The 26,014-nt window shown below is 59.7% G+C and carries 26 protein-coding genes; 14 read left to right on the top strand and 12 right to left on the bottom strand.

Features of this window, described 5'->3' with window-relative positions; genetic code table 11:
- Positions 1-7 precede the first annotated feature (7 nt).
- The 4 genes from VEB01_RS13330 (at position 8) to VEB01_RS13315 (ending at position 2,927) form a co-directional block, all read left to right on the top strand.
- The gene (locus VEB01_RS13330) at positions 8-931 is read left to right on the top strand and encodes a LysR family transcriptional regulator (RefSeq protein WP_324876207.1); all 924 of its coding nucleotides are present in this window, start codon (positions 8-10) and stop codon (positions 929-931) included.
- Positions 932-1,010: 79 nt separating this feature from the next.
- A complete protein-coding gene (locus VEB01_RS13325) occupies positions 1,011-1,484 on the top strand; it encodes a CYTH domain-containing protein (protein ID WP_324876205.1) in 474 nt (157 codons plus the stop codon).
- A gap of 79 nt (positions 1,485-1,563) precedes the next feature.
- Positions 1,564-2,121, top strand: coding sequence for an SRPBCC family protein (locus VEB01_RS13320; RefSeq protein ID WP_324876203.1), 558 nt, complete (start codon positions 1,564-1,566; stop codon positions 2,119-2,121).
- 629 nt (positions 2,122-2,750) lie between these two features.
- Positions 2,751-2,927 (top strand): hypothetical protein, encoded by a 177-nt coding sequence (locus VEB01_RS13315; protein ID WP_324876201.1) that lies wholly within the window; start codon positions 2,751-2,753, stop codon positions 2,925-2,927.
- 16 nt (positions 2,928-2,943) lie between these two features.
- Here VEB01_RS13315 and VEB01_RS13310 read toward each other — a convergent pair whose 3' ends face one another.
- A complete protein-coding gene (locus VEB01_RS13310; protein WP_324876199.1) occupies positions 2,944-3,282 on the bottom strand; it encodes a hypothetical protein in 339 nt (112 codons plus the stop codon).
- 575 nt (positions 3,283-3,857) lie between these two features.
- Here VEB01_RS13310 and VEB01_RS13305 point away from each other — a divergent pair.
- Positions 3,858-5,252 carry a high affinity choline transporter 1 gene (locus VEB01_RS13305; protein WP_324876197.1) on the top strand — a complete coding sequence of 465 codons (1,395 nt, stop codon included), beginning with the start codon at positions 3,858-3,860 and terminating at the stop codon, positions 5,250-5,252.
- Between the two features lie 9 nt (positions 5,253-5,261).
- Positions 5,262-5,867 (top strand): CPBP family intramembrane glutamic endopeptidase, encoded by a 606-nt coding sequence (locus VEB01_RS13300; protein ID WP_324876195.1) that lies wholly within the window; start codon positions 5,262-5,264, stop codon positions 5,865-5,867.
- Between the two features lie 116 nt (positions 5,868-5,983).
- Here the strand turns inward: VEB01_RS13300 and VEB01_RS13295 are convergent, their stop codons facing one another.
- The 3 genes from VEB01_RS13295 to VEB01_RS13285 are packed head-to-tail and all read right to left on the bottom strand — an operon-like array spanning position 5,984 to position 9,757.
- Positions 5,984-7,105 (bottom strand): XdhC family protein, encoded by a 1,122-nt coding sequence (locus tag VEB01_RS13295; protein WP_324876193.1) that lies wholly within the window; start codon positions 7,103-7,105, stop codon positions 5,984-5,986.
- A gap of 10 nt (positions 7,106-7,115) precedes the next feature.
- The gene (locus tag VEB01_RS13290) at positions 7,116-9,293 is read right to left on the bottom strand and encodes a xanthine dehydrogenase family protein molybdopterin-binding subunit (protein WP_324876191.1); all 2,178 of its coding nucleotides are present in this window, start codon (positions 9,291-9,293) and stop codon (positions 7,116-7,118) included.
- Between the two features lie 2 nt (positions 9,294-9,295).
- Positions 9,296-9,757, bottom strand: coding sequence for a (2Fe-2S)-binding protein (locus VEB01_RS13285; protein WP_324876189.1), 462 nt, complete (start codon positions 9,755-9,757; stop codon positions 9,296-9,298).
- A gap of 91 nt (positions 9,758-9,848) precedes the next feature.
- On the opposite strand from VEB01_RS13285, the gene VEB01_RS13280 reads away from it, so the two are divergent.
- Together VEB01_RS13280 and VEB01_RS13275 are read left to right on the top strand one after the other, a co-directional pair.
- The gene (locus tag VEB01_RS13280; RefSeq protein WP_324876187.1) at positions 9,849-10,469 is read left to right on the top strand and encodes a nucleotidyltransferase family protein; all 621 of its coding nucleotides are present in this window, start codon (positions 9,849-9,851) and stop codon (positions 10,467-10,469) included.
- 240 nt (positions 10,470-10,709) lie between these two features.
- A complete protein-coding gene (locus tag VEB01_RS13275; protein WP_324876186.1) occupies positions 10,710-11,027 on the top strand; it encodes a hypothetical protein in 318 nt (105 codons plus the stop codon).
- Between the two features lie 62 nt (positions 11,028-11,089).
- Here VEB01_RS13275 and greB read toward each other — a convergent pair whose 3' ends face one another.
- The 3 genes from greB to smrA are packed head-to-tail and all read right to left on the bottom strand — an operon-like array spanning position 11,090 to position 13,357.
- Positions 11,090-11,596, bottom strand: a complete 507-nt coding sequence (gene greB, locus VEB01_RS13270; protein WP_324876184.1) for a transcription elongation factor GreB — start codon at positions 11,594-11,596, stop codon at positions 11,090-11,092.
- Positions 11,597-11,635: 39 nt separating this feature from the next.
- Positions 11,636-12,733: a phosphotransferase enzyme family protein gene (locus VEB01_RS13265; protein ID WP_324876182.1), complete on the bottom strand. Its 1,098-nt coding sequence runs from the start codon at positions 12,731-12,733 to the stop codon at positions 11,636-11,638.
- A 27-nt stretch (positions 12,734-12,760) separates the two neighbouring features.
- Entirely contained in the window at positions 12,761-13,357 is a 597-nt protein-coding gene (gene smrA, locus VEB01_RS13260) for a DNA endonuclease SmrA (RefSeq protein WP_324876180.1), read from the bottom strand.
- A 172-nt stretch (positions 13,358-13,529) separates the two neighbouring features.
- Here smrA and VEB01_RS13255 point away from each other — a divergent pair, with 172 nt between their 5' ends.
- Positions 13,530-14,759 carry a CapA family protein gene (locus VEB01_RS13255; protein WP_324876178.1) on the top strand — a complete coding sequence of 410 codons (1,230 nt, stop codon included), beginning with the start codon at positions 13,530-13,532 and terminating at the stop codon, positions 14,757-14,759.
- A gap of 450 nt (positions 14,760-15,209) precedes the next feature.
- Here the strand turns inward: VEB01_RS13255 and VEB01_RS13250 are convergent, their stop codons facing one another.
- Positions 15,210-16,250, bottom strand: coding sequence for a flagellar motor protein MotB (locus VEB01_RS13250; protein ID WP_324876176.1), 1,041 nt, complete (start codon positions 16,248-16,250; stop codon positions 15,210-15,212).
- Between the two features lie 15 nt (positions 16,251-16,265).
- Positions 16,266-17,066 (bottom strand): motility protein A, encoded by an 801-nt coding sequence (locus VEB01_RS13245; RefSeq protein WP_324876173.1) that lies wholly within the window; start codon positions 17,064-17,066, stop codon positions 16,266-16,268.
- Between the two features lie 697 nt (positions 17,067-17,763).
- On the opposite strand from VEB01_RS13245, the gene VEB01_RS13240 reads away from it, so the two are divergent.
- On the top strand, positions 17,764-18,009 hold the full coding sequence (locus VEB01_RS13240) for a hypothetical protein (protein WP_324876172.1): 246 nt from the start codon (positions 17,764-17,766) through the stop codon (positions 18,007-18,009).
- A gap of 12 nt (positions 18,010-18,021) precedes the next feature.
- Here the strand turns inward: VEB01_RS13240 and VEB01_RS13235 are convergent, their stop codons facing one another.
- The 3 genes from VEB01_RS13235 to VEB01_RS13225 all read right to left on the bottom strand — a co-directional run bounded on the left by VEB01_RS13235 (position 18,022) and on the right by VEB01_RS13225 (position 20,588).
- Entirely contained in the window at positions 18,022-18,852 is an 831-nt protein-coding gene (locus VEB01_RS13235; protein ID WP_324876170.1) for an NYN domain-containing protein, read from the bottom strand.
- Between the two features lie 8 nt (positions 18,853-18,860).
- Positions 18,861-19,610, bottom strand: a complete 750-nt coding sequence (truC, locus tag VEB01_RS13230; protein WP_324876168.1) for a tRNA pseudouridine(65) synthase TruC — start codon at positions 19,608-19,610, stop codon at positions 18,861-18,863.
- Between the two features lie 63 nt (positions 19,611-19,673).
- Positions 19,674-20,588 carry a D-hexose-6-phosphate mutarotase gene (locus tag VEB01_RS13225; protein ID WP_324876167.1) on the bottom strand — a complete coding sequence of 305 codons (915 nt, stop codon included), beginning with the start codon at positions 20,586-20,588 and terminating at the stop codon, positions 19,674-19,676.
- 375 nt (positions 20,589-20,963) lie between these two features.
- Between VEB01_RS13225 and VEB01_RS13220 the strand changes: the two genes are divergently transcribed.
- From VEB01_RS13220 to VEB01_RS13205, 4 genes are all read left to right on the top strand, one after another.
- On the top strand, positions 20,964-21,395 hold the full coding sequence (locus VEB01_RS13220; protein WP_324876165.1) for a YcgN family cysteine cluster protein: 432 nt from the start codon (positions 20,964-20,966) through the stop codon (positions 21,393-21,395).
- A gap of 35 nt (positions 21,396-21,430) precedes the next feature.
- Positions 21,431-22,651, top strand: a complete 1,221-nt coding sequence (locus VEB01_RS13215; protein WP_324876164.1) for a molybdopterin molybdotransferase MoeA — start codon at positions 21,431-21,433, stop codon at positions 22,649-22,651.
- Positions 22,641-24,587, top strand: a complete 1,947-nt coding sequence (locus VEB01_RS13210; protein ID WP_324876163.1) for a molybdopterin biosynthesis protein — start codon at positions 22,641-22,643, stop codon at positions 24,585-24,587. The genes VEB01_RS13215 and VEB01_RS13210 overlap by 11 nt, the downstream gene beginning before the upstream one ends.
- Before the next feature lie 84 nt (positions 24,588-24,671).
- The gene (locus VEB01_RS13205) at positions 24,672-25,583 is read left to right on the top strand and encodes a helix-turn-helix transcriptional regulator (protein ID WP_324876162.1); all 912 of its coding nucleotides are present in this window, start codon (positions 24,672-24,674) and stop codon (positions 25,581-25,583) included.
- The last annotated feature ends 431 nt before the right edge of the window (positions 25,584-26,014 follow it).

Genomic DNA, 26,014 nt, shown 5'->3' with positions numbered 1-26,014 from the left:
GATCTCTATGGATAAATTGACCAGCATGTTGGTATTCACCAAGGTCGCGAAAGCCGGTAGTTTCGCTTCAGCAGCCAAGGAACTCGGCTTATCCAGGGCCATGGCGACCAAGCACGTCATGCAGTTGGAGAATGGCCTAGGGATCAGGCTGCTGAACCGCACCACCCGCAATCTCAGCCTGACCGAGGTGGGAATGGTTTATTTGGAGCGGTGCTTGCAGATTCTCGACGAGATGGAAGAAATGGAAATCGCCGTCACCCGGTTACAGACGGAACCGCGCGGGACTCTTAAAGTGAACGCGACACCGTTCTTCGGGGCTTACCATTTGGCGCCGGCGATAGCCGCTTACATGGAGGCATTTCCGGACGTCAACGTGGAATTGGTGCTGCAGGCGGGCTACATCGACCTGATCGAGGAAGGCTTCGACCTCGCGATTCATCTCGATGAAATGCGCGATTCCAGCCTCATCGCCCGCAAGCTGGGCAGCTCTCAACGTATCGTCTGCGGCTCGCCCGACTACTTTAAGAAGCATGGCGTACCCGAGACGCCGGACGATCTCCGGAAGCACAATTGCCTGATCAACTCTAGCCTGCCACCCCGCGACCAATGGCAATTCAGCGTACCCGGCGGCGAAACCACGGTGATCAAGGTAACCGGCAACATGGAGGCGAATGTCGCCGATGCCTTGCGTATGGCGGCGATCAGCGGCCTGGGCTTGATCTTGCTGCCGACCTATATGGTCGGCCAGGACATCCGCAAAGGCAGATTGAACCCCGTGCTCACCGATTACGTACCCGCGCCCTTGGAGATTCATGCGGTTTACCCGCATCGCAAACACCTGTCGGCCAAGGTGAGGACTTTTGTCGATTTTCTGAACGAGCGCTTTCATCCGAAGCCCTACTGGGAAGACTGGGCGGATGCAACGGAATAATCGATGCATCTGGATCCCGATCCGGTTCGCTGTGCCCGGTTCGGGACCGCGTCACTCTCTTCCGCAGTGAAGATCGGCCATGGCTCTTGAAATCGAACGTAAATTTTTGGTCCTCGACGATCGCTGGCGCGACTCCGTGCGGGAATCCGCCTACTTTCGCCAGGGGTATCTCAATAACGAAATCCATTGCTCCGTACGGGTGAGAATTTGTGACGACCGCGCTTGGCTCAACATCAAGAGCGTCACAATAGGCGCTCAGCGGCAGGAGTTCGAGTACGAGATTCCCGTAAACGACGCTCACACGATGTTGAGCACATTGAGTCGCAGGCCCCTTATCGAAAAGACCCGGTACTTCGTTGACGCGGGACCCCATACCTGGGAAATTGACGTTTTCGAGGGCGACAACGCCGGCCTGGTGGTGGCGGAAATCGAATTGGAAAATCCGGACGAAACGTTCGAGAAACCCGACTGGCTGGGCGAAGAAGTGACGTACGACCCCCGTTACTACAACACGAGTTTGTCGACGACTCCTTATAAAAGCTGGCAAGATTAGGTAAAACGGGGAGTGTTTCCCCGCTGTTCTTCGGGGCTTTTAACGGAAGCCGGACTTCCTGACCGCCGGAGCCGCCAACATGATGACTTTTCTCTTCGTCCTGCTGCTACTCGCTGTCTCGATTATGGCGGCGACGTTCGTCGGAAAAAAACTGCCCAAAACCCATGTGGCCGCCAGCCGAATCCGCCTCGGCACCCCGCCGAAGGAGGTTTGGGACATCATCACCGATTTCGAGTCTTATGCGACCTGGCGACCGGGTTTGAATCGTACCGAGCGTGGTCCCGATATCGAAGGCCTGCCCAGTTGGTACGAGATTTGTTCCAGGCACAGCCGAGTTCATTTCAGAGTGGTTGAGCGTAAGGCGCCTTGGCGCCTCGTCACCAAAATCGTCGGCGACGATCTCCCCTTGAGCGGCACTTGGATTTACGAGCTCAAAGAGGATGATGGCGGTACCGTGCTGACCATCACCGAGCGGGAAAATATCCATAATCCGCTGCTTCGCTTCTTCGACCGTTTTGTGATCTGTTACTACGGCGTCATGGACGTCTATCTGATTGCCCTGGCAATAAAGCTGGGCGACTCGGCTAGACCGGAACATCTTAGCCTTAGGATCGAAGATCCCGGCATGACAGCCTGACTCGCTCCAGGCGAGGGGCCGCCGCACGTCCAACGGCGGCTTCCCTGGCATAACTTTGATTCGCGTCAGCCCGCCAACCAATCTCATCGACCTGTGTACCGAGCAGCCAAGCCATTGTTTGCATATATGGCTGTGCGGATTCATAACGCCTTCTAGGGCGCCTTAGTCGTCGCTTTCATGATCACCGTACTGATCAGAGCCGAAGAAATCAGCCTGAAAGCCGGAAAAACGGGCAGCGAAAAATTGCGAAACAGAGAGAAATAAGAGGCCGCTTCAGCCCGCGAAGGATCACCGAATTGCATCTCGGGACTTGTATCCCGTCAATGGTTCAAAACCCGGCCCGCAAGCTTCACCGTCGATCTTCAATAAATCGGAACATCCTAGTTGACAGGGCCCGCAAGCCAGGCATAAAGTATTGACCCGATACTATAAGCAGTGAATGGCTTTCTTTCCGATGCCGCTTGCCGATGGGTATCGACGCGGAACTCGTCGCGGGTTCCGAAATGGGCTTCTTCGTATTCTAAACGCAGTAACCGCAATGGCCCAATATTTAGCGCCTACGGCGACTCTGACTCCTAATGACCCCTGGCTATTGAAGGCCAGCTTATAACCGGACTAGGGTGAAAAAAATGAATGTCGAGAACCAAGCAAAAAGAGATTATTTCTGGGTGTATGTCGCCCTCGCAACGGTGGCGCTGGTCGGCGTCATCTTGATGGTCAAGTTAAGTGAAAACGACAAGTACGACCCCATTCGCCAGCAACTGGCAGAAGAGGCGGCCAAAATGAACATTCGGGTTTTGAATTAATCATCGTCGCGTCGTATCACGACACTACCATCGAGAGAGTATTTTTATGAGCACAAGAGCCTTGAGTTCCAAATTGCTTTGCCTGCTGGCCGCCTTGTCCTTTTCCTGCGGCACCGCGTTCGCGGCGGACTATATTGAACGGGACCTTATGGGAAATACGATAGCACCGCAAAAATGTGCCACAAAAACCGAAGCCTCCGAAAAAGCTACCGATTCGTACAACATCAACAAATTCACGAAACTGTTTTGCGAAACCCAAGGCTACGGCTGGTATTTGTCCGAGGCAAAGAACCAAGGGAAGTTGGTCTGTGAAGAATGCAGCGGCGATACCGGGGCCGATAAATACAGATGCCATGTGGAGGATATCGTCGTAACCTGCAAACGGCTCAAGCCCGGCTCAGTGGGGCTATTTCCCGGAGAGGGTTGAAGCCGCTTATGCGCTACCGCTGCTGAACTCGACAGTTGAATCAGAGCTGCTCGTAGTTCAGCGCACTCCGGCGGCATACCGCCAAAATGTTCTCCAACGCCCGCCTTTGTCGTCCCTGTTGATGGCGATAGCGGGCGTTTTGAGTACTCGGGCCAGTGTCTTCGCGGTAAGCGGGGCTCCCGAGTCCGCGTTGAAAATCTCCTGTTTGCCGGATAGAGCAAGCCAACCTGCCCTTTAGAGCGGCCACTCAGACGTTGCCAGCCAGAGCCTTCGAGGCTTGCCATGCGGCGATTTGGCGTGAATATCACTCCAGGATCGCGACCGGATGCAGAAATCCCTTGGTCCTCCGCACACATACGTCTTTTCAATCCCTCAAGCTTTACCCAATATTCGACGCGTAATAGTGCACTGGAAGCCTCTTTTCGCTGAGGCCATTTCCCCGCCAATCCGCTAGAATTACGCGCCCAAAGCTTCACCAATTTTTCGGAAGAGTGCTGCCGCCCATGAATGTCGTGCTGCTCGGCATCGTCGCTTACATTTTGGTCCAACTGTTGATCGGCATGCTGGTGTCGAGACGGATTTCCAGCGAGGACGATTATCTTTTGGCGGGCCGTAGGCTGGGGCTTAAGCTAGGCACCTTCACGGTTTTCGCCACCTGGTTCGGCGCGGAAACCTGTATCGGCGCAGCAGGATCGATTTATCAATCGGGGCTTTCCGGCGGGTCCGCCGATCCTTTCGGCTATGCCGCGTGCCTGCTTCTGATGGGACTCTTTTTCGCGGTGCCGCTCTGGCGAAGAAAACTCACGACTTTGGCCGATCTGTTCCGAATCCGTTATTCACCCAAGATCGAGCGGCTGGCGGTGCTCATGCTCGCCCCGACGTCCATCATGTGGGCCGCCGCACAGATTCGCGCGTTCGGACAGGTTATTTCCGCCTCCTCGGATTTCGAGGTGGAAATCGCTATCACGATCGCGGCCGCGGTGGTCATTATCTATACCGTTTACGGCGGCCTATTTGCCGATGTCATTACCGATTTGGTCCAGGGCATCGCCCTAATTTTGGGCTTGGGCGTACTATTCTACTTCGTGACGGAAGCGAACGGCGGATTCCTGGCCAGCTTCGAGAAAATCGACCCCGCGCGGCTGAAATTGTTCGGCGGAAGCGAAAAGCCGCTGCTGGAGGTTATCGAAACTTGGGCAATCCCGATCACCGGCTCTTTATTCGCGCAGGAATTGTGCGCACGCATCCTGGCGAGCCGTTCCCAACGCGTTGCCAGGGCGAGTTGTCTGGCGGGAGGGGGGCTTTACCTGCTGGTCGGATTGATGCCGGTCTTTATCGGACTGCTCGGAGTTCAGTTGCTGCCAGGCCTCGAAGATCCCGAACAAATCCTCCCTAAACTTGCCCAGCAGCATCTGTCCACCTTTGCCTACGTGCTGTTCGCCGGAGCCTTGATTTCCGCCATTCTCTCGACGGTGGATAGCGCCCTCCTCGCCGCCTCGGCCCTAGTTTCCCACAATCTCGTGATACCCCTGGCGGGGACTGTGTCCGAGCAAGGCAAGGTGCGTATCGCCCGCACCGGAGTATTGATTTTCGGGATCGTGGCCTATGTGCTGGCACTCTATGCCGATGGGGTGCATGAACTGGTGGAAGAGGCGTCGGCTTTCGGCGGCGCTGCGATTTTCGTCGTCATCCTGCTCGGCCTGTTCACCCGCATAGGCCACGCCAAAAGCGCCGCGGCGGCATTGATCGTCGGAATGATCGCGTGGCTCGTCGGCAGTTATGCAATGGAACTTGCCACGCCTTATCTCGCGTCCCTGGTGGCCAGCCTACTGGCTTATCTTATCGTTGCCGCCTGGGAGAGTCGTACCGTGAATACGGCTGCTGAAGCCTCCATATAGTTTGAAACGATGCTAGACCAACAACCACCCACTCGATACAACCAATTCCTGAAGATCGCCACCTGGTTCGAAGGCGGCCTAATTCTCGTTGCCTACGGGATAGGCTGGGCCGTTTCGATAAATCCCCTGGCGCATATCGGATTCAGCCCCATGGCACTGGTCTGGGGCGTCGTGGGCACATTGCCGCTCTATTTGCTCTTTGCCCTGTCCTACAACCTGCCGTGGGGCAGCATGCGTGCCGTAAGAAATTTTCTGGTGGAAAAATTGGGGCCTTTCCTGAGCCACTACCGCTGGCAGGAGTTGCTGTATTTGGGGTTCTTGGCCGGAATTTCCGAAGAAATCCTGTTTCGCGGCCTGCTTCAGCCTTGGTTCGAGCAAAATTGGGGATGGATTGGCGGCATTGTCTTCAGTAATTTGGTGTTTGCCCTAGTGCACTGGGTCACGCCTCTTTATGCGCTGCTTGCCGGGCTCACCGGCGTTTATCTCGGCGTTGCGCTCGATGTTGGCGGCGAACGTAATCTGGTCGTTCCCATCCTCATCCACGCCATCTACGACTTCATGGCGTTCATCGCCGTGGCACAGACCTACCGCCGAGAAAAGAGCCGGCCGTTCTGATCTTCTGGTTTTTTCAGAAAGTACCGCCGTTGCCAGCCGCTAGCTGTTTTCTGGCCTGATGTAGCGCCCCTGAGCATCATCGCGATATCGAAACGAAAAACGCTCTAAAACGCCGGCTATCCGTGTATGGGAGCTTCGCGGTACTTGAGAGGCGCCCCAGAGCGGCTGGACGACACGGCCAGAATCTCGGCGATGATGGAGAGGGCCACCTGTTCCGGCGTTTCCGCACCGATGTCCAAGCCGACCGGGCCGTGAATGCGGTTTAATTGGGTTTCTTCGAAGTTCGAGCCGTCCTGCGCCAGTTCTTCGAGCATCTTTTGAGTACGCTTGCACGGGCCGAGCATGCCGATATAGCGCACCGGGGAGCGCAACAGGTGGGCGAGAATAGCCCGGTCGTGATGATAGTTGTGGTTCATCACCACTGCCGCACCGCTCTCGTCCAGGGCAATCTCGTTCGGCACGGCTTCGGCCCGGCACAGGCGCACGGCGTCCGCCGTCGGAAAGCGCTCCGGTGCGACATAGGCGGGACGGCCGTCCACCACGGTGACATGCCAGCCGAGCCGCTTGGCCAGATCCGCCAAGGGAATCGCGTCATGGCCGGCGCCGAAGATCGTCAAAGCCAGCGGCGGCTGTACCGCCTCGACGAATACCTCCAGCTCGCCCGAATCATCCCGGTAAGTCTTCAGCTCCGATCGGCCGCTGTCCAATACAGCTCGTGCGTCATCGACGATTCGTTCGGCAGATGGGTTTTGTCCAAGCTCTCCGCCGATGGTGTTATCCGCGCAAAGCCATAGGCGTTCGCCCGGCTCGCTGGAAAGATTGCCGTCAGAGCGGACGATCACTGCCACTACGGCCGGTTGCCGCAAACCGAGGCTGTTTTCGAGGACTCGCAGATAGTCCGGCAGCGACCGATCGAGCAGCGGCTCGACGAGAATGCGGATCACGCCGTTGCAACCCAACGCCAGCCCGAATATCAAGTCCGCTTCGGAGGTATGATCGTAGGTTACGACCACCGGTCGACCTTTTGCGGCGATTTCTTCGGAGCGGGCGAAGATATCGGCTTCCAGGCAGCCGCCACTGATCCCGCCGACCATCGACCCGTCTTCGAAAATCAGCAAACGCGCGCCGGCACGGCGATAAGTGGAGCCTCTGGCCTCGATCACCGTCGCCAGGGCGCGCGGCTTTCCGCCGTCCTTAAGTGCGGCCAGAATGTCCTGCAGTTCCTTGCTCTGCGACATGAGGCTTCCCTTAAGCGGTTTTGAGATCGTGTTTGGACAAAGGCAGCGATCGGATGCGCTTCCCCGTCGCGGCGAACAAGGCGTTGGCAACGGCCGGCGCCAGCGGCGGCACTCCCGGTTCGCCCACGCCGGACGGCGGCTCCCGGCTCGGTACGATATGGACCTCGACCGCCGGCATTCCGTCGATCCGCAAAATCGGGTAGTCGCTGAAATTATTCTGCTCGACTTCGCCGTTGTTCAGGGTAATTTCGCCGTAGAGTGCCGCGGAGAGCGCCCAAACGATGCCGCTTTCCATTTGCGCCGCAATGGTGTCCGGATTGACCACCTGGCCGCAATCGATGGCGCAGACCACCCGATGCACCCTGGCCTTTCCGTCCTCCACCGAGACCTCGGCTACTTGCGCCACATAGCTGCCGAACGAGGAATGCACGGCGATGCCGCGCCCTCGGCCTTTAGGAAGGGCCGAGCCCCAGCCGGCTTTCTTCGCCGCCAAGTCGAGAACGCCTCGGTGCCGCGGATACTTGGTCAGCAGCTCGTAACGGAACCGGTACGGGTCTTTGCCGGCGGCGTGTGCGACTTCGTCGATGAAGCTTTCGACCACGAACGCAGTATGCGAATGCCCCACCGAACGCCACCAAAGCACCGGAATATCGAGCTTGGGGCTATGCAGATCGACCCGGATGTTCGAAACCGCATAGGGCAGATCGGCCGCCCCTTCGACGGACGATACGTCGACCCCCTCGCGGACCATGCTCGCCTCGAACGGCGTGCCGATAGCGATGGACTGGCCGACGATGGTGTGGGTCCAGGCGACCAGCTTGCCTTTCGAATCGAGACCCGCGCTCAGCCGGTCGTGGAACGCCGGGCGATAATAGCCGCCCTTGATGTCGTCTTCGCGGGTCCAAACCACCTTGACCGGTTTCTTCACCGCCTTCGCGACGTGCACGGCCTCGCTCACGAAATCCGACTGCGGGTTTGCCCGCCGCCCGAAACCGCCCCCGAGGAAGGTCGTGTGAAGCTCGACCTGTTCCGGCTTGAGTCCCGCGATCGCCGCGGCCTGGTTGCGGTCGATCGTCTGGAACTGGGTGCCGGTCCAAATCTCGCAGCGGTCCTCGCGAAGGTCCACCGTGCAGTTCAAGGGCTCCATAGGGGCATGGGCGAGATAGGGCACTTCGTACTCGGCGCTGAGCGGTTTGGCGATCTTGGCGATCTTGGCGAGAATGCTAGTCGCATCGCCTTTTTCTTTGGCGGGAAGGCCCGAGGTCTGGGCCAATCGGGTGAACTCCTCGCGAAGCTTCGCGGAAGACAGATCGGCATTCGGTCCCCGGTCCCACACGATCTCCAGAGCATCGCGCCCTTTCTTGGCCGACCAGAAATCCTTCGCCACCACGGCGATGCCGGACGGAACCTGAACCACGTCGACCACGCCGACAACGGCCTTAGATTGGGCGGCATCAAAGCTCTTAACTTTGGCACCGAACACCGGCGGCCGCGCAATCAAGGCGGTCAGCAGCCCCGGCAGCTGCACGTCCATTCCGAACTGGGCCGTGCCATTAGTCTTGGCCGGCGTGTCGAGACGGCGGATCGGTTTGCCGATCAGCTTGAACTGCTTGGGGTCCTTGAGCTTGACTTGGGCCGGCATCGGCAGCTCGGCGGCCTTGGCGCTCAAGGCACCGTAAGAGAGCCGCCGCTGGGTCGGTTTGTGGATCACATACCCGATCTCCGCACGGCAGGCATCCGGCTTGACCTTCCACGTATCCGCGGCGGCCTGAATCAAAAGCATGCGCCCGGCCGCGCCGACCTTGCGGAGCTGCTCCCAGGAGGTCGCCACGCTGGTGCTGCCGCCCGTGGCCTGTATGTTCCAGACGGTATGGTTGTAAACCGGCGCGACCGGAGCGGATTCGACCTTCACCTTGCTCCAATCGGCCTCCAGCTCATCGGCGACCAGCATTGCGAGCGAGGTATAAACGCCCTGCCCCATCTCCGACTTGTTGATCAGGATCGTGACCGTTTCGTCCTCGCCGATGCGGATGAACGCATTGGGCGGATAAGTCTTGGCCGGTTCTTCCGCCGCCATGGCGAACTTCATGGTGCGCGGCAGATAGAACGCAATGACCAGGCTGCCGCCGATCAGCGCGGAGGATTTGAGGAATTGCCGGCGTCCGGGATTGGTGAGTTCGACGCTCATGGTTAGCCTCCCTTGGCCATATCCGCCGCGCGGTGTATCGCCTTGCGGATGCGTTGATAGGTTCCGCAGCGGCACAGCACGCCCGACATCGCGCTATCGATATCGGCATCGCTGGGATTGGGATTTTTCACAAGCAGCGCCGCGGCCGCCATGATCTGGCCCGACTGGCAATAGCCGCATTGCGGCACGTCCCCTTCGATCCAGGCTTTCTGCACGGGGTGATCGCCCTGTGCGGACAATCCTTCGATAGTCGTGATTTGTTTGCCGCCCAAGCTGGAGACCGGGGTGATGCAGGCGCGGGTCTGTTCCCCATCGGCATGCACCGTACATGCGCCGCATGCGGCCACGCCGCAGCCGTACTTGGTGCCGGTGAGCCCGAGATGATCCCGCAAGACCCAGAGCAACGGGGTGTCTCCGGAAACGTCCACTTGATAACTCTTGCCGTTAACGTTCAGCGCGATCATGTGTTCCCTCCTCGGCGGTGTCTATAATGGAAGCCGCACCGCACGCGCGGTTTAAGCCGCTTAGTCGGCAAAATGCCCGAGGCGCCTGACGATGTCAACTAACCCGAACGAGCCGAAAATCGGCCTGGTACTGCTCGCCGCTGGGGGCTCCCGGCGTCTGGGCAGACCGAAACAACTGCTGACTTATCGCGGCGAAAGCCTGCTGCGCCGGGCGGCGAAGGCGGCCTTGGCCTCGCAATGTTCGCCCGCTGTCGTCGTTCTGAGCGCCAGCGTGGAGGAGCTCGGAAGTGAACTGGCCGGGCTTCGGCTGCTGACCGTCGTTAATCCGGATTGGGAGGAAGGTATCGGTGGCTCGATCCGGACAGGCGTAACGGCGCTGAACGGCGAGGCTCCGGAGCTGGACGCGGTGCTTCTGGCCCTGTGCGATCAGGCTGTGATCGAGCATCGTCATTTGGACAGCCTCGTCGAGGCTTTTTGCGCTTCTCACCCGCCCGTCGCCGCCTCCCGCTACGGCGATACGTTCGGCGCACCGGCGGTGTTTCACCGCTCGCTTTTTGGCGATCTAGGCCAGCTTACAGGCGATCAGGGCGCGAAGAAGATCATCTTTCGGCATCTTCAATCCACCGTATTCGTCGATTTACCGGAAGCCGGCGTGGACATAGATACCGAGGAAGATTATGCGCGGCTGACGAGTTCGCCGGATAGCCACTAACCATTGTCACGCAGCACCCAAACCCGTTCAGAATCAATTCCGACTCCCTTTGCCAAGAACACACGGCCCCCTGGCTTTCCATCGATCGATCCGCCTATCTCTTAAGAACTTCCCGCCTGATAACTCTTCTAAATCGTTATTGACTCCTTCCCAACGGCGCGGCGCCATAAAAGGCTCCGGAACCGTCGTTTTGGGGTTATTGCTTTTCATTTCCACACTTCAACAGTTAGGAAGCGCGTCATGAAAAAGGGACGATTAATAGCTTCTTCGCTAACCCTCTTGTTTTTGTCCGGCTCTTTTGTTCAGGCCGTTGAAAAACCCGGTACGGAAGAGACGCAGCAGGAAGAACAGTTCAGCGAGCCGGTTCAGGAGTTGACCGATAAAGCCCGAACCGTTCAAGTCTTCTCGCATATTTATGGCGCGGACCTAATGAGCGAAAAAGAGCGCTGCGAATATCTGCTCAAGCTGGATAGCACGAAAGATAGGGCGGAGCGGGACAAAATCCGCGCCGGACACCGTACTTACATCGACGAACGGAAGAAAAGGTTGGGCGGTTAACGCACTCAAAGCCAAAAAGTTTGCCCAAAATTCGCTAGGCCAAATTAAGTTTCCATACGCACTCAGGACATCTCGGGCTTGTAACGGATATCCACGATCACGCACCGCAAAGGTCCCGTGGGCGTATTCACGATCGCTTCGTCGTCGATGGCTTTTTTGAGCAGGGCTCGGGCCATGGGCGAATCGACACTGATCCAGCCTTTTTGAGGGTCGAATTCATCGGAACCGACGATGCGGTAGGTGGATTCTTCGCCATCGGCATTCTCCAGGGTCACCCAAGCCCCGAAAAACACACGATTCTTATCCGACGGCAATTGGACGACTACCTTGAGCTCCGGCAGGCGCTTCTGCAGATAGCGAATGCGGCGGTCGATTTCCCGCAATTCCTTCTTCCGGTAGATGTATTCGGCATTCTCCGACCGGTCGCCTTCGGCGGCGGCGGCCGAAAGATGCTTGGTCACATCGGCGCGGCGCTCCCACAAGCCTTTGAGTTCGATTTGAAGCTTTTCTGCCCCTTCCGCGGTGATGTAGGGTGAGGATTTCGAGGATGGAGGCCGCCAGCGTGCCATGGATCAAATATCGTGTTTATTTTGTGGCTGGGGAGTATATCAAGCCCGCTCGTCGATCAAGCGCCGGATGGATTTTTCCTGGGTCTCGACGCTTTCCGCCAGCCGGAATTGGACCAATGCCCGCTGCAAGTTTTGCCCCGGCCGCTCGACCTTGAAGTAACGGTTGCCCTCCAAATGATCGGTCAGGAACCGCAAACCCAATTCCAGGGGAAGCAGCCGGATCGCGTCATACAAGTAGCGACGCTCGATAGCGGTCAAAAAGGCTCCGGTTTCGGCGAAATAAGCCCGGAGAATGGCGCGGCACACGTCGAGATCGAACGCGACAGTCGAGGCATCATCCGCGGCTTCGCCCGATCGGTTGCAGCAGGAGCGAAGGCAATCCCCTAAATCGTAATGAACGAGCCCCGGTTTCACCGTGTCGAGATCGATCAGGCTGGCGGCGAGTCCGCTATGCTCGTCGAACAACACATTATTGAGCTTCGGATCGCCGTGGATGACTCTGAGCGGCAGCGCTGCGTCTTCCAACACGGCAAAAAAAGAGCGGCGCGCACCGACGAAGTCCAGGGCGAAACGAAGCTCCTCACTGTCCGGAACCGTTTGGACGCCGGCGGCAACCTTCTCGAAGCGGGCGAGGTACCGGGGTGCGATATGAAAACCCGGCAAGGTGTCGTGCAACAATCCGGGATCAAGATCGGCGGTCAGGGCGTGGAACCGTCCCAGCGCATAACCCGCTTCCTCCGCTTGGACGGAATCATGCAAGACGTTGTGGCTCCCCGTATTCGGGATAAAGCTCAGGGCGCGCCAAAAATCGCCCTCGCTGTCCGCCCAGAAATCCAAGCCGGCGCGGGTGGGCCGAATTTCGGGAAGTTTTAGGTCGCGGACATCAGCGGTACCGGCTTGACGCTCCCGGACATGGCTCAACAAAATCCGGAGGTTCTCCATGATCAGCCTAGGCTCAGGGAAAACCCGGCTGTTGATGCGCTGGAGGACGAATCGTTCCCCATCGGGCAGTTCTTCGGTCACCAGGAACGTATCGTTGATGAGACCGTCGCCCAAGGGCTTGACGCTGAGATCACCCTTTTCGGTCACGAAATGCCGGGCGATACGGTCCGCGATTTCGCTCGAGTCCATAGCCATCCGAACGTCTCCTACACGCCGAAACAGTCAGGGAACGGGTTTGCCGGAGGATAACCCTAAGCGCTCACGGGTCTTTTCCTTTTGCTTCTCGCTCTTGCGCAATAGCAGATAAACAGCGCCGGCGCCGCCGTGCCATTTCTGCGCACTGTGAAACGCCATCACCTCCGAGAACATCGGCAGCCAGCGTGTCAGATAGCTTTTCAGCAACGGCTTCTGCTCCTTATTCCCCCGTCCCTTACCGTGGCTGATCAAGGCCGATCGCACGTCGTTGCGCAGGCAGTCGCGGATGAACCGATAGACTTCGTGGCGCGCCTGCTCCACCGTCAGACCGTGCAAGTCCAACATGGCCTCGATCTCATACCTCCCCTGCTGCAGCTTTCGAAAGACGCCGTTTTGAATTCCGTCGCGCTTGAAACTGATGACGGCTTCGGGGTGAACGAATTCGACAAAAGCCGTCGGAAGCCGGTTTTCGTCGAAGGCATTGCCGCGCTGGGCCGACTCGCGCCGGTAGAGCTGACCGGGCGTGGGGGTCTCGCGCTGGGTGAGGATGGCTCGGCCGGAATCATCGATGGGCCGTACATCCGCCATTTCTTGGTGAAATAATTTCAGGTCGTCGTCGGTCATATCTTCTACCCGATCTAATGTCGAGTCCGTGCGACGGGTTTGGTAATCGCTGGTTGATGAAGTACAAAGCCCGGAAGAGCATAGCAAACTTTACCGACAGGCATAGAGGGTTTCCCCGACACTGCTAGTTAAAACGGAGGCGGAACTTATGTCGACGGATGGCGGATGATTCATGAACCGCGGTCGCCGAAATTTCATCGCACGCACGGGCATCGTCGGCCTTGGCCTGCTCGCCGCCCGCGAACCTTTTCGACAACTCTACGGTAAGGAGGTTGCGCCCATGGAGCCGAGCCCAAACAGCATAAGGCTGTTTTTGTGCGGCGACGTGATGACCGGACGAGGTATCGACCAGATCCTGCCGCATCCCGGCGATCCGCGTCTTTACGAGCCTTATTTAAAAAACGCGAAGGCTTACGTAAAGCTGGGCGAACAGCTCTACGGCCCCATTTCGCATCCCGTCGGCTTTTCCTACGTTTGGGGCGATGCCCTCGCCGAATTCGAGCGCGCCAGGCCCGATGTTCGCGTAATCAACCTCGAAACGGCGATCACCGCCAGCAACGATTACTGGCGCGACAAAGACATCCATTATCGGATGCATCCCGCCAATATCGCTTGCCTCACGGCAGCCCGGATCGACTGCTGCGTGCTGGCCAACAACCATGTGCTCGACTGGGGCTATCGGGGTCTGGCCGACACCCTGGACACTCTGGAACAAAGCTCGTTGAAAACCGCGGGCGCCGGCCGAAACCGCCGGGAAGCGGAAGCTGCGGCGATTCTGGATATCGCCGGCCAGGGGCGGGTGCTGGTCTTCGGCTTCGGTTGCGGTTCAAGCGGAATTCCGCCCGAATGGGCGGCGGCGGACGACAAACCCGGCGTGAACCGGCCGCCCGATTTGTCTTCCGAAACGGTACGGCGGCTTGCTGATCGGATAAGGCGCATCAAACAGGAGCGGGATATCGTCGTGGCGTCGATACACTGGGGCGGCAATTGGGGCTACGCAATTCCCGACGAACAGCGCGGCTTTGCGCATGCCTTGATCGACGATGCAGGCGTCGATGTCGTTCACGGCCATTCGTCCCATCACCCCAAAGCCTTGGAGGTTTACCGGGACAAGCTTATCCTCTACGGCTGCGGCGATTTCATCAACGATTACGAAGGGATCGAAGGCTATGAATCGTTCCGGGGCGATTTGGCGCTGATGTATTTCCCGACCGTCAATCCCGCCGACGGGAAATTATCGAGCCTTGAAATGATCCCGCTGCAAATCAAGCGGTTTCGCTTGAACCGGCCGTCCGAGGCGGATGTCCACTGGATTCGGGATCGGCTCGACCGGGAAAATAGCCAATTCGGCGGAGCCGTCGAGGCGCTCGACGGCCGGCGTTTGGTGCTTCGCTGGCGGTAATCGAACGATTAGAGCGTTTTCTGGTTTGGTGTAGCACCCGCCATCGTAGGCACTATACGTCTTAGCCCCGTTAGAGCGTCCCCGAGCATCGCCGCCTGGGACCGGATTAGCACGAAGGGGCGCGGCACGATGCCGCGCGGCGACCGAGGCATAGGGACGTGCCTTCGGTCGCCCCCGGTGCTGGGCGGTGACGCGCAGGATTAGGGCGCTCTTCGGGTGGCCTTGAGGTACTTTCTTTTGGCCAAGCAAAAGACAAATTTGTCCGGAACAAATTTGGACAGCCAGCGGCTGGCCCGAAGGGCGAACTCCAGGGACGGAGTTCGCAGCGTACCCCGCGTGCGGGGCGGCTCCCCGCTCTAAAACCATCGCCGCGTTTAGCGGTACCGTTTGGCGCCTTCCCAATCCACGCCACCGCTACACCATAGCGAAAAACGCTAAAACCGGCCCCGCTCAGGTTTTCACGCCGCCCTTGCGCGCCAGGAACATCACGATCGACACGCGGCGATTCCGGGCCCGCCCTTCCGGCGTGCCGTTGGCCTCGCGCGGCTGGGTGTCGGCCAGGCCGACGGCGCGCAAGCGCTCGGGGGAAACGCCGTGCGCGATCAAATAGCGAGTGACGGTGCTCGCCCGAGCTGTGGACAGATCCCAGTTGGACCGGTACCGCGGCGTGGCGATGGGCCGGTCGTCGGTATGGCCCTCGACGGCGATCGTTCCGCCTTGCGTGCCGAGCACGCCGGCCAGACGGTTGAGCAGGTCCGAGCCTTCGGGCTTCAAATCGGCGCTGGCCGGATCGAACAGAATCGCGTCGTTGATCTCCAGGCGGACTTCCCCGCTCCCTGCCGAAACCTCGACCGAACCACTGAACTCCGCGTCCGAGAACGCTTCACCCAAAGAAGCCGCCGGGCTCACGGTCGTATCGCCGACTTCGCTTATCCACCCTTTCTCGGAAACAGGCGGAAACGACTTTCCGGATCGTTCGGCCAAAGCTGGAGTTTCCCCGGCCTTTTGCGCCGAAGGACTCGCCTCGACATCCGCTTCTTCGGCCTCGGATTTGCCAAGGGACGCGTTTGCCTCGGACACAACCCGCATCTGTACCGGGTAAGCGGGCTGAACCTTGATCTCGGCTTTGGCTTTAGGGGCTCTATCCGCGATCTTTTGGACCGGCGGAGAGGCCGAGGTTTCGTTCGCCGATACCGGCTTCGACTCCTTCATGATCGCGGGAGAAATCGGAATCGGGGCCGTTGCCACCATCGGTTTAACCAACGTTGGCGCCTGAGCGATTTTCGACTCTGCCGTTATCGCCTTTTGATAGGCGAACAGCATGACGAAGAACGTGAACAGCAAGGTCATCACATCCAAATAGTTCAGCAGCCAGCCGCCCTGCTCGGTCGTGCGTTCGGCCGCCGCCGCTTGCCAGGGATCGATGACGGCTTCCCGCCCGGTGTCCGGCCGCCGGGAACGCGTTGTCGCCGGTGCGTCGTTCAATGGCATACCGAAATCCTGTGACTACGAGTTGGCCATGCTAAGCGGGAGCGAATCGATCGGCTCGTTCGTCTCCGGCTGGTCGAAGAAGGCTTGCCAATAGTCCCGGAACATCGCCGAATGACACCGGTCGTGCAGCATGAGCACCGATTCCATCTGCACGTACGACCAGGCCAGATTCTCCTTGGCGCGCCTTTCCAAGCGCGTCGCGATGGGCTTCAACACCAGGTTGGTCAGCACCAGCCCGTACACCGTGGTCAGCATGGCGAAGCCCATGGCCTCACCGATCTGCTCCATGCGATTGGCGTCCAAACCGTACATCATCTCGATCAGGCCGAAGAGTGTTCCCAGCATGCCGAAGGCGGGCGCGAAGGTACCCATGGTGCGAATGATCTGGATTTCGGCCTGATCCCGCTCCCGCTGCGCCCCGATTTTCCACTGGAGCATCCGCGTCAGGTCGGCTTGCGGGGTGCGATTGATCACCAGTTCCGCGCCGGCTCGAAGCAAAGGCTCCTGCAGCCGGCGGGCCGCCTGCTCGGCCGCGCGAACAGCGCCTTGGCGATGGGCTTCCACAACGCGCAGGAAAACGTCCAGATCGTCGTTGTCCATCGACGCTTTATTTCCAAGCTTGCTCCGAAGCCTGCGCAACAAATCGGTCACCCCGCGAAACGAATGGGCAAGAACAGTCGCGGCGAACGTGCCCGCGACCACCAGAAAAAGACCCGAGACATTGAAGTACCGGCCCGAGGGGTCGGCCCACAGGAGCAGAGAAAAGAGGCCGAGCAGCCCCAATCCGCCCAATGCTTTTACGATAACGGCTTTCATAACGCTTCCGCTCGATTTTGGTTTTACCGGATGCGTTTATGCAGATTCCGTTCCTATCAAATATTTCTTTTGCAATCAGCAATCTGAAGACTTTCACCGATCTTGCGTCGGATTTTTGACGCGATCAAACGGCAGCGGGTTGCCAGAACCGGCAATCGCTACCGGGGTGTTAGAGCGTTTTCTGATCTTGTGTAGCGCCCGCCATGGCGGGCGCTACACGTTTGAATCCCGTTAGAGCGCCTCCGAGCATCGCCGTCTTGGGCCGGAACAGCCCATAGGGGCACCCGATGGATCGGGTGCGGTGGCCGAGGCACACGGACGTGCCTTCGGTCGCCCCCGGCTCAAGGCGGTGACGCGCAGGACGAGGGCGCTCTCCGGGTGCCCTTTCTTTGGGTTACTTTGGATTTGCGCCTGTCCTGGCGCAAACCCTTCGGGCGCACTTCGCGCGTCCAAATTTGTTCCAGACAAATTTGTCTTTGGGCAAGCAAAGAAAAGTAACTCGCCTGCGGGGCGAGACCCGCTCTCAAACAAGGCGCTGCCAACGGCGGCACTGTTTAGGCGGCTTTCAAATCCCCATCACCGATATGCCATAACGAAAATCGATTCTTTTGGCAGGATCAACTTATAGCCCGAAAATCGACATCCGCAGTGAACAAAGCGCCGCCCGCCGAAGTCGAACGGAGTAAGGTGGCCCGAAATGGAAACAGTCGAATCAACCGCTCAAATCATCCAGTTTCCGGATCCAAGACGGTGGTCGATGATCGCCAGGACTTATATCGACAATCTAACGCTGGGCGATCCGCGCGCAGCGTTCTTTTATCTGGAATACCAGTTAACCGCGTTGAAGCTGACGGGGATTCCGACGGTGCTGAAAGGAGAAATCGAGCGCGAATACAAAAGACGCGGCTTTCAAGGCCCGGTGTATTTCGGCAAGCCCTGGTAAGAGTGAGATCCTCTAATCTTCGCGGCTTAAGCTGTTGATGATATAGCCACCCGATTTCTCGTCGTATTCCAGTTTCAACAATTTCCGTTCTTGCGCGTCTTCCAGCAATTTCCCGAACGTGCGGAACCCGTGATAGCTTTCGTTGAAGCCGGGTTTTCGCCGTTTCAGCGCCTGCTTGACCATCGATCCCCACACCTTTTCCTCTTCTCCGCGCTCCTCCAAAAGATCTTCGACCGTTTCCAGCACCCAATCCAGCGCTTGCTGTTTCTTGTCTTCCTCGGTCTTCTTTTCGCCTTCGCCGGGTGCTACAGCTTGGCGCGACGTCTTGACGGGCGCGCGCTTCGACTTCGGCTTAGGCTTTGCCGCCTCGCGCACCAGGTCGTCGTAGAAAATGAACTCGTCGCAGTTGGCGATCAGCAAATCGGACGTGGATTTCTTCACCCCGACGCCGATGACGACCTTGTTGTTCTCCCGCAGCTTGCTGACCAGGGGCGAAAAGTCGGAATCGCCGCTGATGATCACGAAAGTGTCGACGTGCGACTTGGTGTAGCAAAAGTCGAGCGCGTCGACGACCATGCGGATGTCGGCGGAATTCTTGCCCGACTGGCGCACGTGCGGGATTTCGATCAACTCGAAGGCCGCCTCGTGCATGCCGCCTTTGAACTCCTTGTAGCGGTCCCAGTCGCAATAGGCCTTCTTGACGACGATATTGCCCTTGAGAAGCAGCCGTTCCAGCACCTTCTGAACATCGAAGGCGGCGTATTTGGCGTCGCGGACGCCGAGAGCGATGTTCTCGAAGTCGCAGAACAAGGCCATGATCTGGGTTTTGGGTGTATGGCTCATAGGCTTCTTTAGTGTGAATGGCCGAATTCGAGGGCTTCGCTCAAGACGAAGCTCCAACCGAGGTCGTTTACGATGCTTTGAAAAGTGTCATCCAAGGGCGCTTTCACGTGGAGCCTCTCCCCCGTATGGGGATGAGTAAACACCAAGTCGGTCGCACAGAGCAGCAATCGATGGCAGCCGAAATGCGCCCTGACGAAATCGTTGTGGCGCCCGTCGCCATGGCTGGTATCGCCCACGACCGGATGAAAAATATGCTTCATGTGACGCCTGATCTGATGTTTCCGCCCGGTTTTCGGCGAGACCCGCAACAGCGAGTAACGGGCGGTCGGGTAACGGCCCACTGCGAAAGGCAGCTCCACGATCCCCAGCCGGCGATAGACCGTTACCGCCGGCTGGGCCGGTTTGTCCAGCCGCGCTTTGGCGTCGGTCATCCGATCGAGTTGCTCTTCCAGCGCATAGTCGATCATGCCGGTTTCGTCCGTGTAGCCGCGAACCACGGCAAGATAACTCTTCTCGACGGCTCCGCCGGAGAATAATTCCGTCATCCGCCGGGCGGTATCCGAATCAAGCGCGAATACCAACACGCCCGAGGTCGGCTTGTCCAGGCGATGGATCGGGTATACCCGGCGGTCGAGCCGATCCCGCACGATCCGCATGGCATACCGGGTTTCATGACGGTCGATATCGCTTCGATGGACGAGCAAGCCGGCGGGCTTGTCCACCGCCACGAGAGAGTCGTCCTGATAGAGGATTTCCATGGCTCGGCTAGGTTAATCCAGCGCCGAGGTTCGCGAAACCGAAAAGCATAACCCGCCCAGCGCTCAACGCATCGACTCCACCGTGTAGCGCACCCACAGGCGGTGCGTCCCGCCCGGCGCGATCGTCACCACGTCGTCCGCGGCATTGGCGCTTTCCACGCACACCATGCCGAGATAGCCATTCTCGCCGAAATCGCCCAGCGCTTCGGCCCTCTCGGCCCACGGATTCCACACCACCGTGGAACGGCTGCCCCGCTTGGCGATGCGGATGCGGCGGCTTAAACCCGGATCGTCGATCAGGCAATCGGCGGTGGACTCGAGATAAATGCGGTCGGTCTCCCCGTCGAAGGTTACGGGCCCCGATTGCTGCTTGAGTCGGCCGTCGTCCGTTTTGTCGATATAGAGGCAGCCTTTGAGACCGTGAATCGCGATCCGGCGGATATCGCTGACTTGAAAATAGGTATGCAGCGCCTCGCCGATCGTGACGGGCGCGAGCCCCAGGTTGTGCGTCACCAGTTCCATCTCCAGGGCCGTGCCAATGGTCATGTAAAGCGCGAGCGGCGTCGAATGCGGCCACTGGGCGTGCGTCTCGTCGTTCTGGATGAGGCGGAAACCCAATCGGGTCGAACCGTCCTCCAACGCCTGCACTTCGATCACTTCCCACGGCACGGTGCGCGCAAAGCCGTGAGCGGGAAAAGCGGATTCGCTCCGATGAGGCCCGAACCACGGCCAGCACACCGGCACACCGCCGCGGATCGCTTCGCCCGGCCCGAACTTCGCCTTCGGCGACAGCCAAATGACCAGTTCCTCCCGATGCGGCGCCCAGCTCATCAAGTGAGCCCCCTGCAAGGCAATGCTCGCCATGGCAAGACCGTTGCTGATTTCCACCACCCCCAGCCCGCTGGGACCCTCCTTGAAGACTACTTCGCCGGCGATGCCGAAACGCTTGTCTAAAACGGAAATGTCGTTCGGGTCCATAAATCCTCCTGTCAGGGTTGGGGTTGATATGAAGACTCAGCCATTAGACAAGTCTCGCCGCCGGCAAATCGGATCGCGGGCAACGCTCGAATGAAGGCACGCGGCAGGCGGCATGTTTGGGTTGGGCGTCGCCCAGCCTGGTGAGTTGCGGCATGATGTTCTAATCGGATTGCGACTACCGTCTAACCGGGGGCGAACTTTATTGCAAAAGCGGCTCACTATTGCAACAGGCGTCGCGCTCGGATAAACAAAATTGGCTAAAAAGCTCCGATGGAATCCCTTCTCCCCTTACGGGAGAGGGCTCGCCATCGAACTCACCGGACGGTTTTGCGACTAAAATGAGCCTTCCGAACTCATCAGCCGCGTAACCGACCCATGAAAAATCCCTTCTGGCACGAAAAATCACTGGCCGAGATGACCGAGCACGAATGGGAGTCGCTGTGCGACGGGTGCGGGAAATGCTGCCTGCACAAGCTGGAGGACGAAGACACCGGTGAGTTGTTCTTCACCAGCGTGGCGTGCCGACTGCTCGACATCGAGGCTTGCCGCTGTACGCACTACAAAGAGCGCACGGTATCGGTTCCGGAATGTCTGAATTTGCGTGCCGGGTTCACGCAATACCATTGGCTTCCGCCCACCTGCGCCTACCGCTTGCTGGCGGAAGGCAAAGACCTGCCCGCTTGGCATCCCCTGGTTTCCGGTGATCCTGAATCCGTTCACGATGCCGGCGTTTCCGTACGCCGATATGCCATACCGGAAGCCGAGGCGGATTGCCTGGAAGATCACGTTATCGAATGGCGGGATTGAATGGGCCTTCAAACCGGGGTGCTAAATCGTCACCCATGAAAACCTTCACCCGCTACGAATCCGTCGACGAGGTGCTGCGCTGGCTGGACCGGCGGATTTCGGCGTTGCCGCCGGAGCGAATCGCCGTATCCGAAGCCTATGGACGCGTTCTCGCCGAAGCGGTGCCGTCGCCCATCGATGTCCCCCCGTTCGACCGCGCCGCCGTCGACGGCTATGCCGTACACGGGCTCGAAACCATCGGGGCGGGGGCTTATAGCCCGGTCTCGCTGATCCTGCACGATACATCACTCGTCCTACAGCCCGGAACGGCATCGAGAATCGCGGCGGGAGCGCCGTTGCCCGAGGGAGCTGATACGATCGTTCCGCTCGCGCTAGTCGAAGAAACAAGCGGCTTCGTGAACGTTGCGGCCGCCGTTGCGCCGGGCGAAAACATCGCGCGCCGCGGCAAGGACATCGGTTGCGACAGCCCGATCTTACCCGAGGGAAGACCCTTGCGCGCCCAGGATTTGGCACTGCTGGCCGCCTGCGGGATCGACCGTATTCCGGTCATCCGGCGCCCGAAAGTACGGATCGTGACCACCGGCGATGATTTGGCCGTCCCGGGGCAGCCTCGTAGTACTCACCAGCATTTCGAAGCCGGTTCGTCGATGTTGAAGGCGCTGGTGGCGCGGGACGGCGGCGAAGTCGAAGCGTGCGTGCACGTGTCCGACGATGCGATCGCGGAAGCGCTCCGCACAAATGAAATCGAAGCGACGCTGGTCGTGGGAAGCAGCGGCGAAGGCTGGAACGACCGCGCCGCCGAAGCGCTGGACACCGCCGGAGAACTGGCCTGGCACGGCATCGCCCTGGAACCGGGCCGCTCGGCCGGCATCGGGTGCATCGGGTGCATCGGGAACACATTGGTGTTTCTCCTGGCGGGCGATCCGGTCGCCTGCTTCTGCGCCTACGATCTTTTAGCAGGCCGGGCTATACGGCGTATGGCCGGCCGAAGCACGGCCTGGCCGTATCCGGAACGGCGGGTCGTTTTAACCAAGAAAATCAGCTCGGAACTCGGCAGCGTCGACTATTGCCGGGTGCGGCTTACGCCGAACGGCGCCGAGCCCGTCGCCACGGGCGGCAACACCCGCCTCTCGGCCCTCGCCGCCGCCGACGGATTTCTGCTGGTGCCCGAGGATTGCGAAGGCTATCCGTCCGGCGCCGAAGTGACCGTATTCCTTTATAACTCCCTGGACTCGGAACCGAACCATGTCCGATAACGACGACCTGCGGCGCGCGGCCCGCCAGGAACAGTTTCTGGATGTCATCGACCGCACGGAAGCGGCGGCGCGGTTTCATGCCCATCTTCGGCTGGAGCCGTCCGGCAACGAATCCCTTCCGCTCGCCGAAGCCTTGGGCCGGGTACTGGCGCGCACCGTGAGCGCCCCCGTGGACGTGCCGGCTTTCGACCGGGCCAGCGTGGATGGCTTCGCGGTCCGGTCCGCAGATACTTTCGGCGCAAGCGCCGAGGCTCCGGCCGTGTTGTCTCTGAACCCGGAAGTGCTCGCGCCCGGCGTCGAGCCTTCGATTGCCGTCACGGCCGGGGCCGCCACGCCCATTGCCACTGGAGGCATGCTGCCCCGCGGCGCCGACGCGGTGGTGATGATCGAGCACACCGAACTGTTGGAAGACCGGCGGCCGCTCCGCATCGAAATCCGCAAGCCCGCCTTGCCCGGCCAGTTCGTCGCTTTCGCCGGCACCGACGTCGCCAAAGGCGAAACCGTGATGCGCGCCGGGCAACGGCTCACGTCGCGGGAACTCGGGGTTTTGGCCGCCATCGGTCTGGACGAGGTGGAGGTTTACCTCCGCCCGCGGGTCGCCATCATCTCCACCGGCAACGAAATCGTTTCGCCGGGCGAGCCGCTGCGACCCGGCAAGGTCTACGATTCCAACGGCACGATACTCGCGGCCGCCGTGCGCGAATTGGGCGGCGAACCAGTCGAACTCGGCGTGGTGCCGGATGACGAAACGGCGCTTGCGAGCGCATTGAAGCGGGGTTTGGAATGCGACATGGCGCTGCTGTCCGGCGGCACCTCGAAAGGCGCGGGCGATCTGTCCTACCGAGCCGTTAGTGCCTTAAAGAACCCCGGCGTGGTCGCGCACGGGGTGGCCCTCAAACCCGGCAAACCCATTTGCCTGGCCGTCACCGACGGCAAGCCGGTGATCGTCTTGCCCGGCTTTCCCACCTCGGCCATCTTCAACTTCCACGAATTCGTCGCTCCGGTTTTGAGGCGCTTGGCGGGACTGCCGGCCGCGCGAACCCGATCGGTCGAAGCCACGCTGCCCATGCGGATCACATCCGAGCGCGGGCGCACCGAGTACCTCTTGGTGAGCCTGATGCCGACCGACGATGGGCTCGCGGCCTACCCGATGGGAAAAGGCTCGGGGGCGGTGACGGCCTTCAGCTTCGCCGACGGCTTTATCGCCATCGATCAGCGCACCGAGCAGGTTCCCGCCGGCAGCGCGGTCTCGGTGCAACTGCTCGGCCAGGCGCTGGAACCCGCCGAACTGGTGTTCGTAGGCAGCCAATGCGCGGGGCTGGACTACCTGCTGACGCTATTGCAGCAGCGCGGCCTGGCGGCCAAAGCCCTCTACGTCGGCAGCATGGGCGGCGCGGCGGCGGCCAAGCGGGGCGAATGCGACATCGCCGGGGTGCATCTCATGGACCCGGCGACCGGCGAATACAACCGCCACTTGCTGACTCCGGAACTCGAACTCGTCCCCGGCTACCGCCGCATGCAAGGCATCGTCTTCCGCAAGGACGACGTCCGGTTTGCGGGAAAAACGCTCGAAGGGGCGCTCGCCGCGGCGCGCGAGGATGCGAGCTGTCTCATGATCAACCGCAATACCGGCAGCGGAACGCGCATCCTGATCGACCGCTTGCTCGGAGGCCGGCCGCTGCCGGGCTACGCCGTCCAGCCCAAATCGCACAACGCGGTGGCCGCCGCCGTGGCGCAAGGCCGCGCCGACTGGGGCGTCGCCATCGAGACGGTCGCCGCTCAATATGGTCTCGGGTTCATACCCGTCCAGGACGAGCATTACGACTTTCTGGTGCCGAAAAGCCGTCTGGAACGCCCCGGCGTCCGCCAGTTTCGGGAATTGCTCACGGACGATCGGGTACGGCAAGCGCTGGGCAATCTGGGCTTTCGTCCGTAGCCGAAGCTCTTGGGTTACAATCCTTCTAGTTTCATTACGTATATTCCTGAATCTTTTCCGCTTAAGGCGATTTGAGACCCAATCATGCTGAAGGACGAATCGGACACGCAGGACATGATGACGGTCCCCGAAGTGGCCCGTTATCTACGGCTGAAAGAGCGCAAGATTTACGACTTGCTCGCTCAAAAGCGCATTCCCTGCACGCGGGTTACGGGCAAGTGGCTGTTTCCCAAGCAACAGATCGATATCTGGCTCAAGCAAAACAGCGATTTCCAGATGCAGCCGACGACGGAAACCCGGCCGCTGCCGCAAGTCGTGGTCGGCAGTCACGATCCGCTGCTGGAATGGGCCTTGGGAGAGACCGGTTACCCTTTGGCGATGCAGATGAACGGCAGCACCGAGGGTTTGGAGCGGTTCGCCGCCGACGAAGGGGTACTGTGCGGCCTTCACCTGCTCGATCCGGAAAGCGGCGAATACAACCTGCCGGCGATCAAGGAACATGTGAAGGGCAGCGAAATCGTGGTCCTGCACTGGGCCTGGCGGGAGCAAGGACTGGTGCTGCCTGCCGGAAATCCGCTGGGCATCCGTGCCCTCTCCGATTTGGCCCGAACCCGCGCGCGCATCATCGAACGGCAGGAAGGAGCTGGCAGCCGCCTGCTCTTCCGGCATTTGCTCAAGCAATCGGGCCTCTCGGTCGAGGCGTTGAACCTCCTGCCCCAGCCGGCGCGCGGCCATGTCGATACGGGTCTCGCCGTGTGTAGCGGCCAAGCGGACGCCGGCATCGCGGTGCAGTCCGTGGCCCGCCAGATGAAGCTGGAATTTCTGCCGCTGGCGCGCGAACGCTTCGATCTGGTCATCCGCCGGCGCGATTACTTCGAGCCGCCGTTTCAGACCCTGCTGAAATTCACCCGCACACCGGAATTTTCGGAAAAAGCCCGCAGCTTGGGCGGCTACGATATCGGAGCTCTGGGCGAAGTCTTGTACAACAGCCCGTAATCCAGACGGTTTTTCCACATCAGTTTTACAGTGTTTGTAGGCCGGATTAAGCGAAGCGTATCCGGCATTCCCGGTAACATGCCCTTCGGGCGCTGTGCGTGCCAACCGGCTCCCGACCAATGAGTCCGGCATTTCCGCTGTTCTGCACCGTCCGCCGGGAACGGCTATCGCCCCTTCGACCGGGCTCAGGACTGGCTTATCCCGGCCTACAATCGTAAATCGGGATCAGCGTGTAGGCCCGAATAAGCGAAGCGTTTCGGGCAACGAAGCGGCCGGGAACCGCTGTCGCGTTATCCCGCCCTTGTATTATCGATTTCGTGATGTTCTTAAGATTTTGGAGATACTCCGTGTCTTAAGACTCACACCTGGCGGGCACGCCAGGTTCGAGCGACTGGATGCCGTTTCCGCCCTTGGGAGATCACGCCCGTGCC

The organism is Methylocaldum sp., from assembly GCF_035627495.1.
In the GTDB taxonomy this organism is placed as follows: Bacteria; Pseudomonadota; Gammaproteobacteria; order Methylococcales; family Methylococcaceae; genus Methylocaldum.
This window is presented reverse-complemented; position numbering and strand designations above follow the sequence as displayed.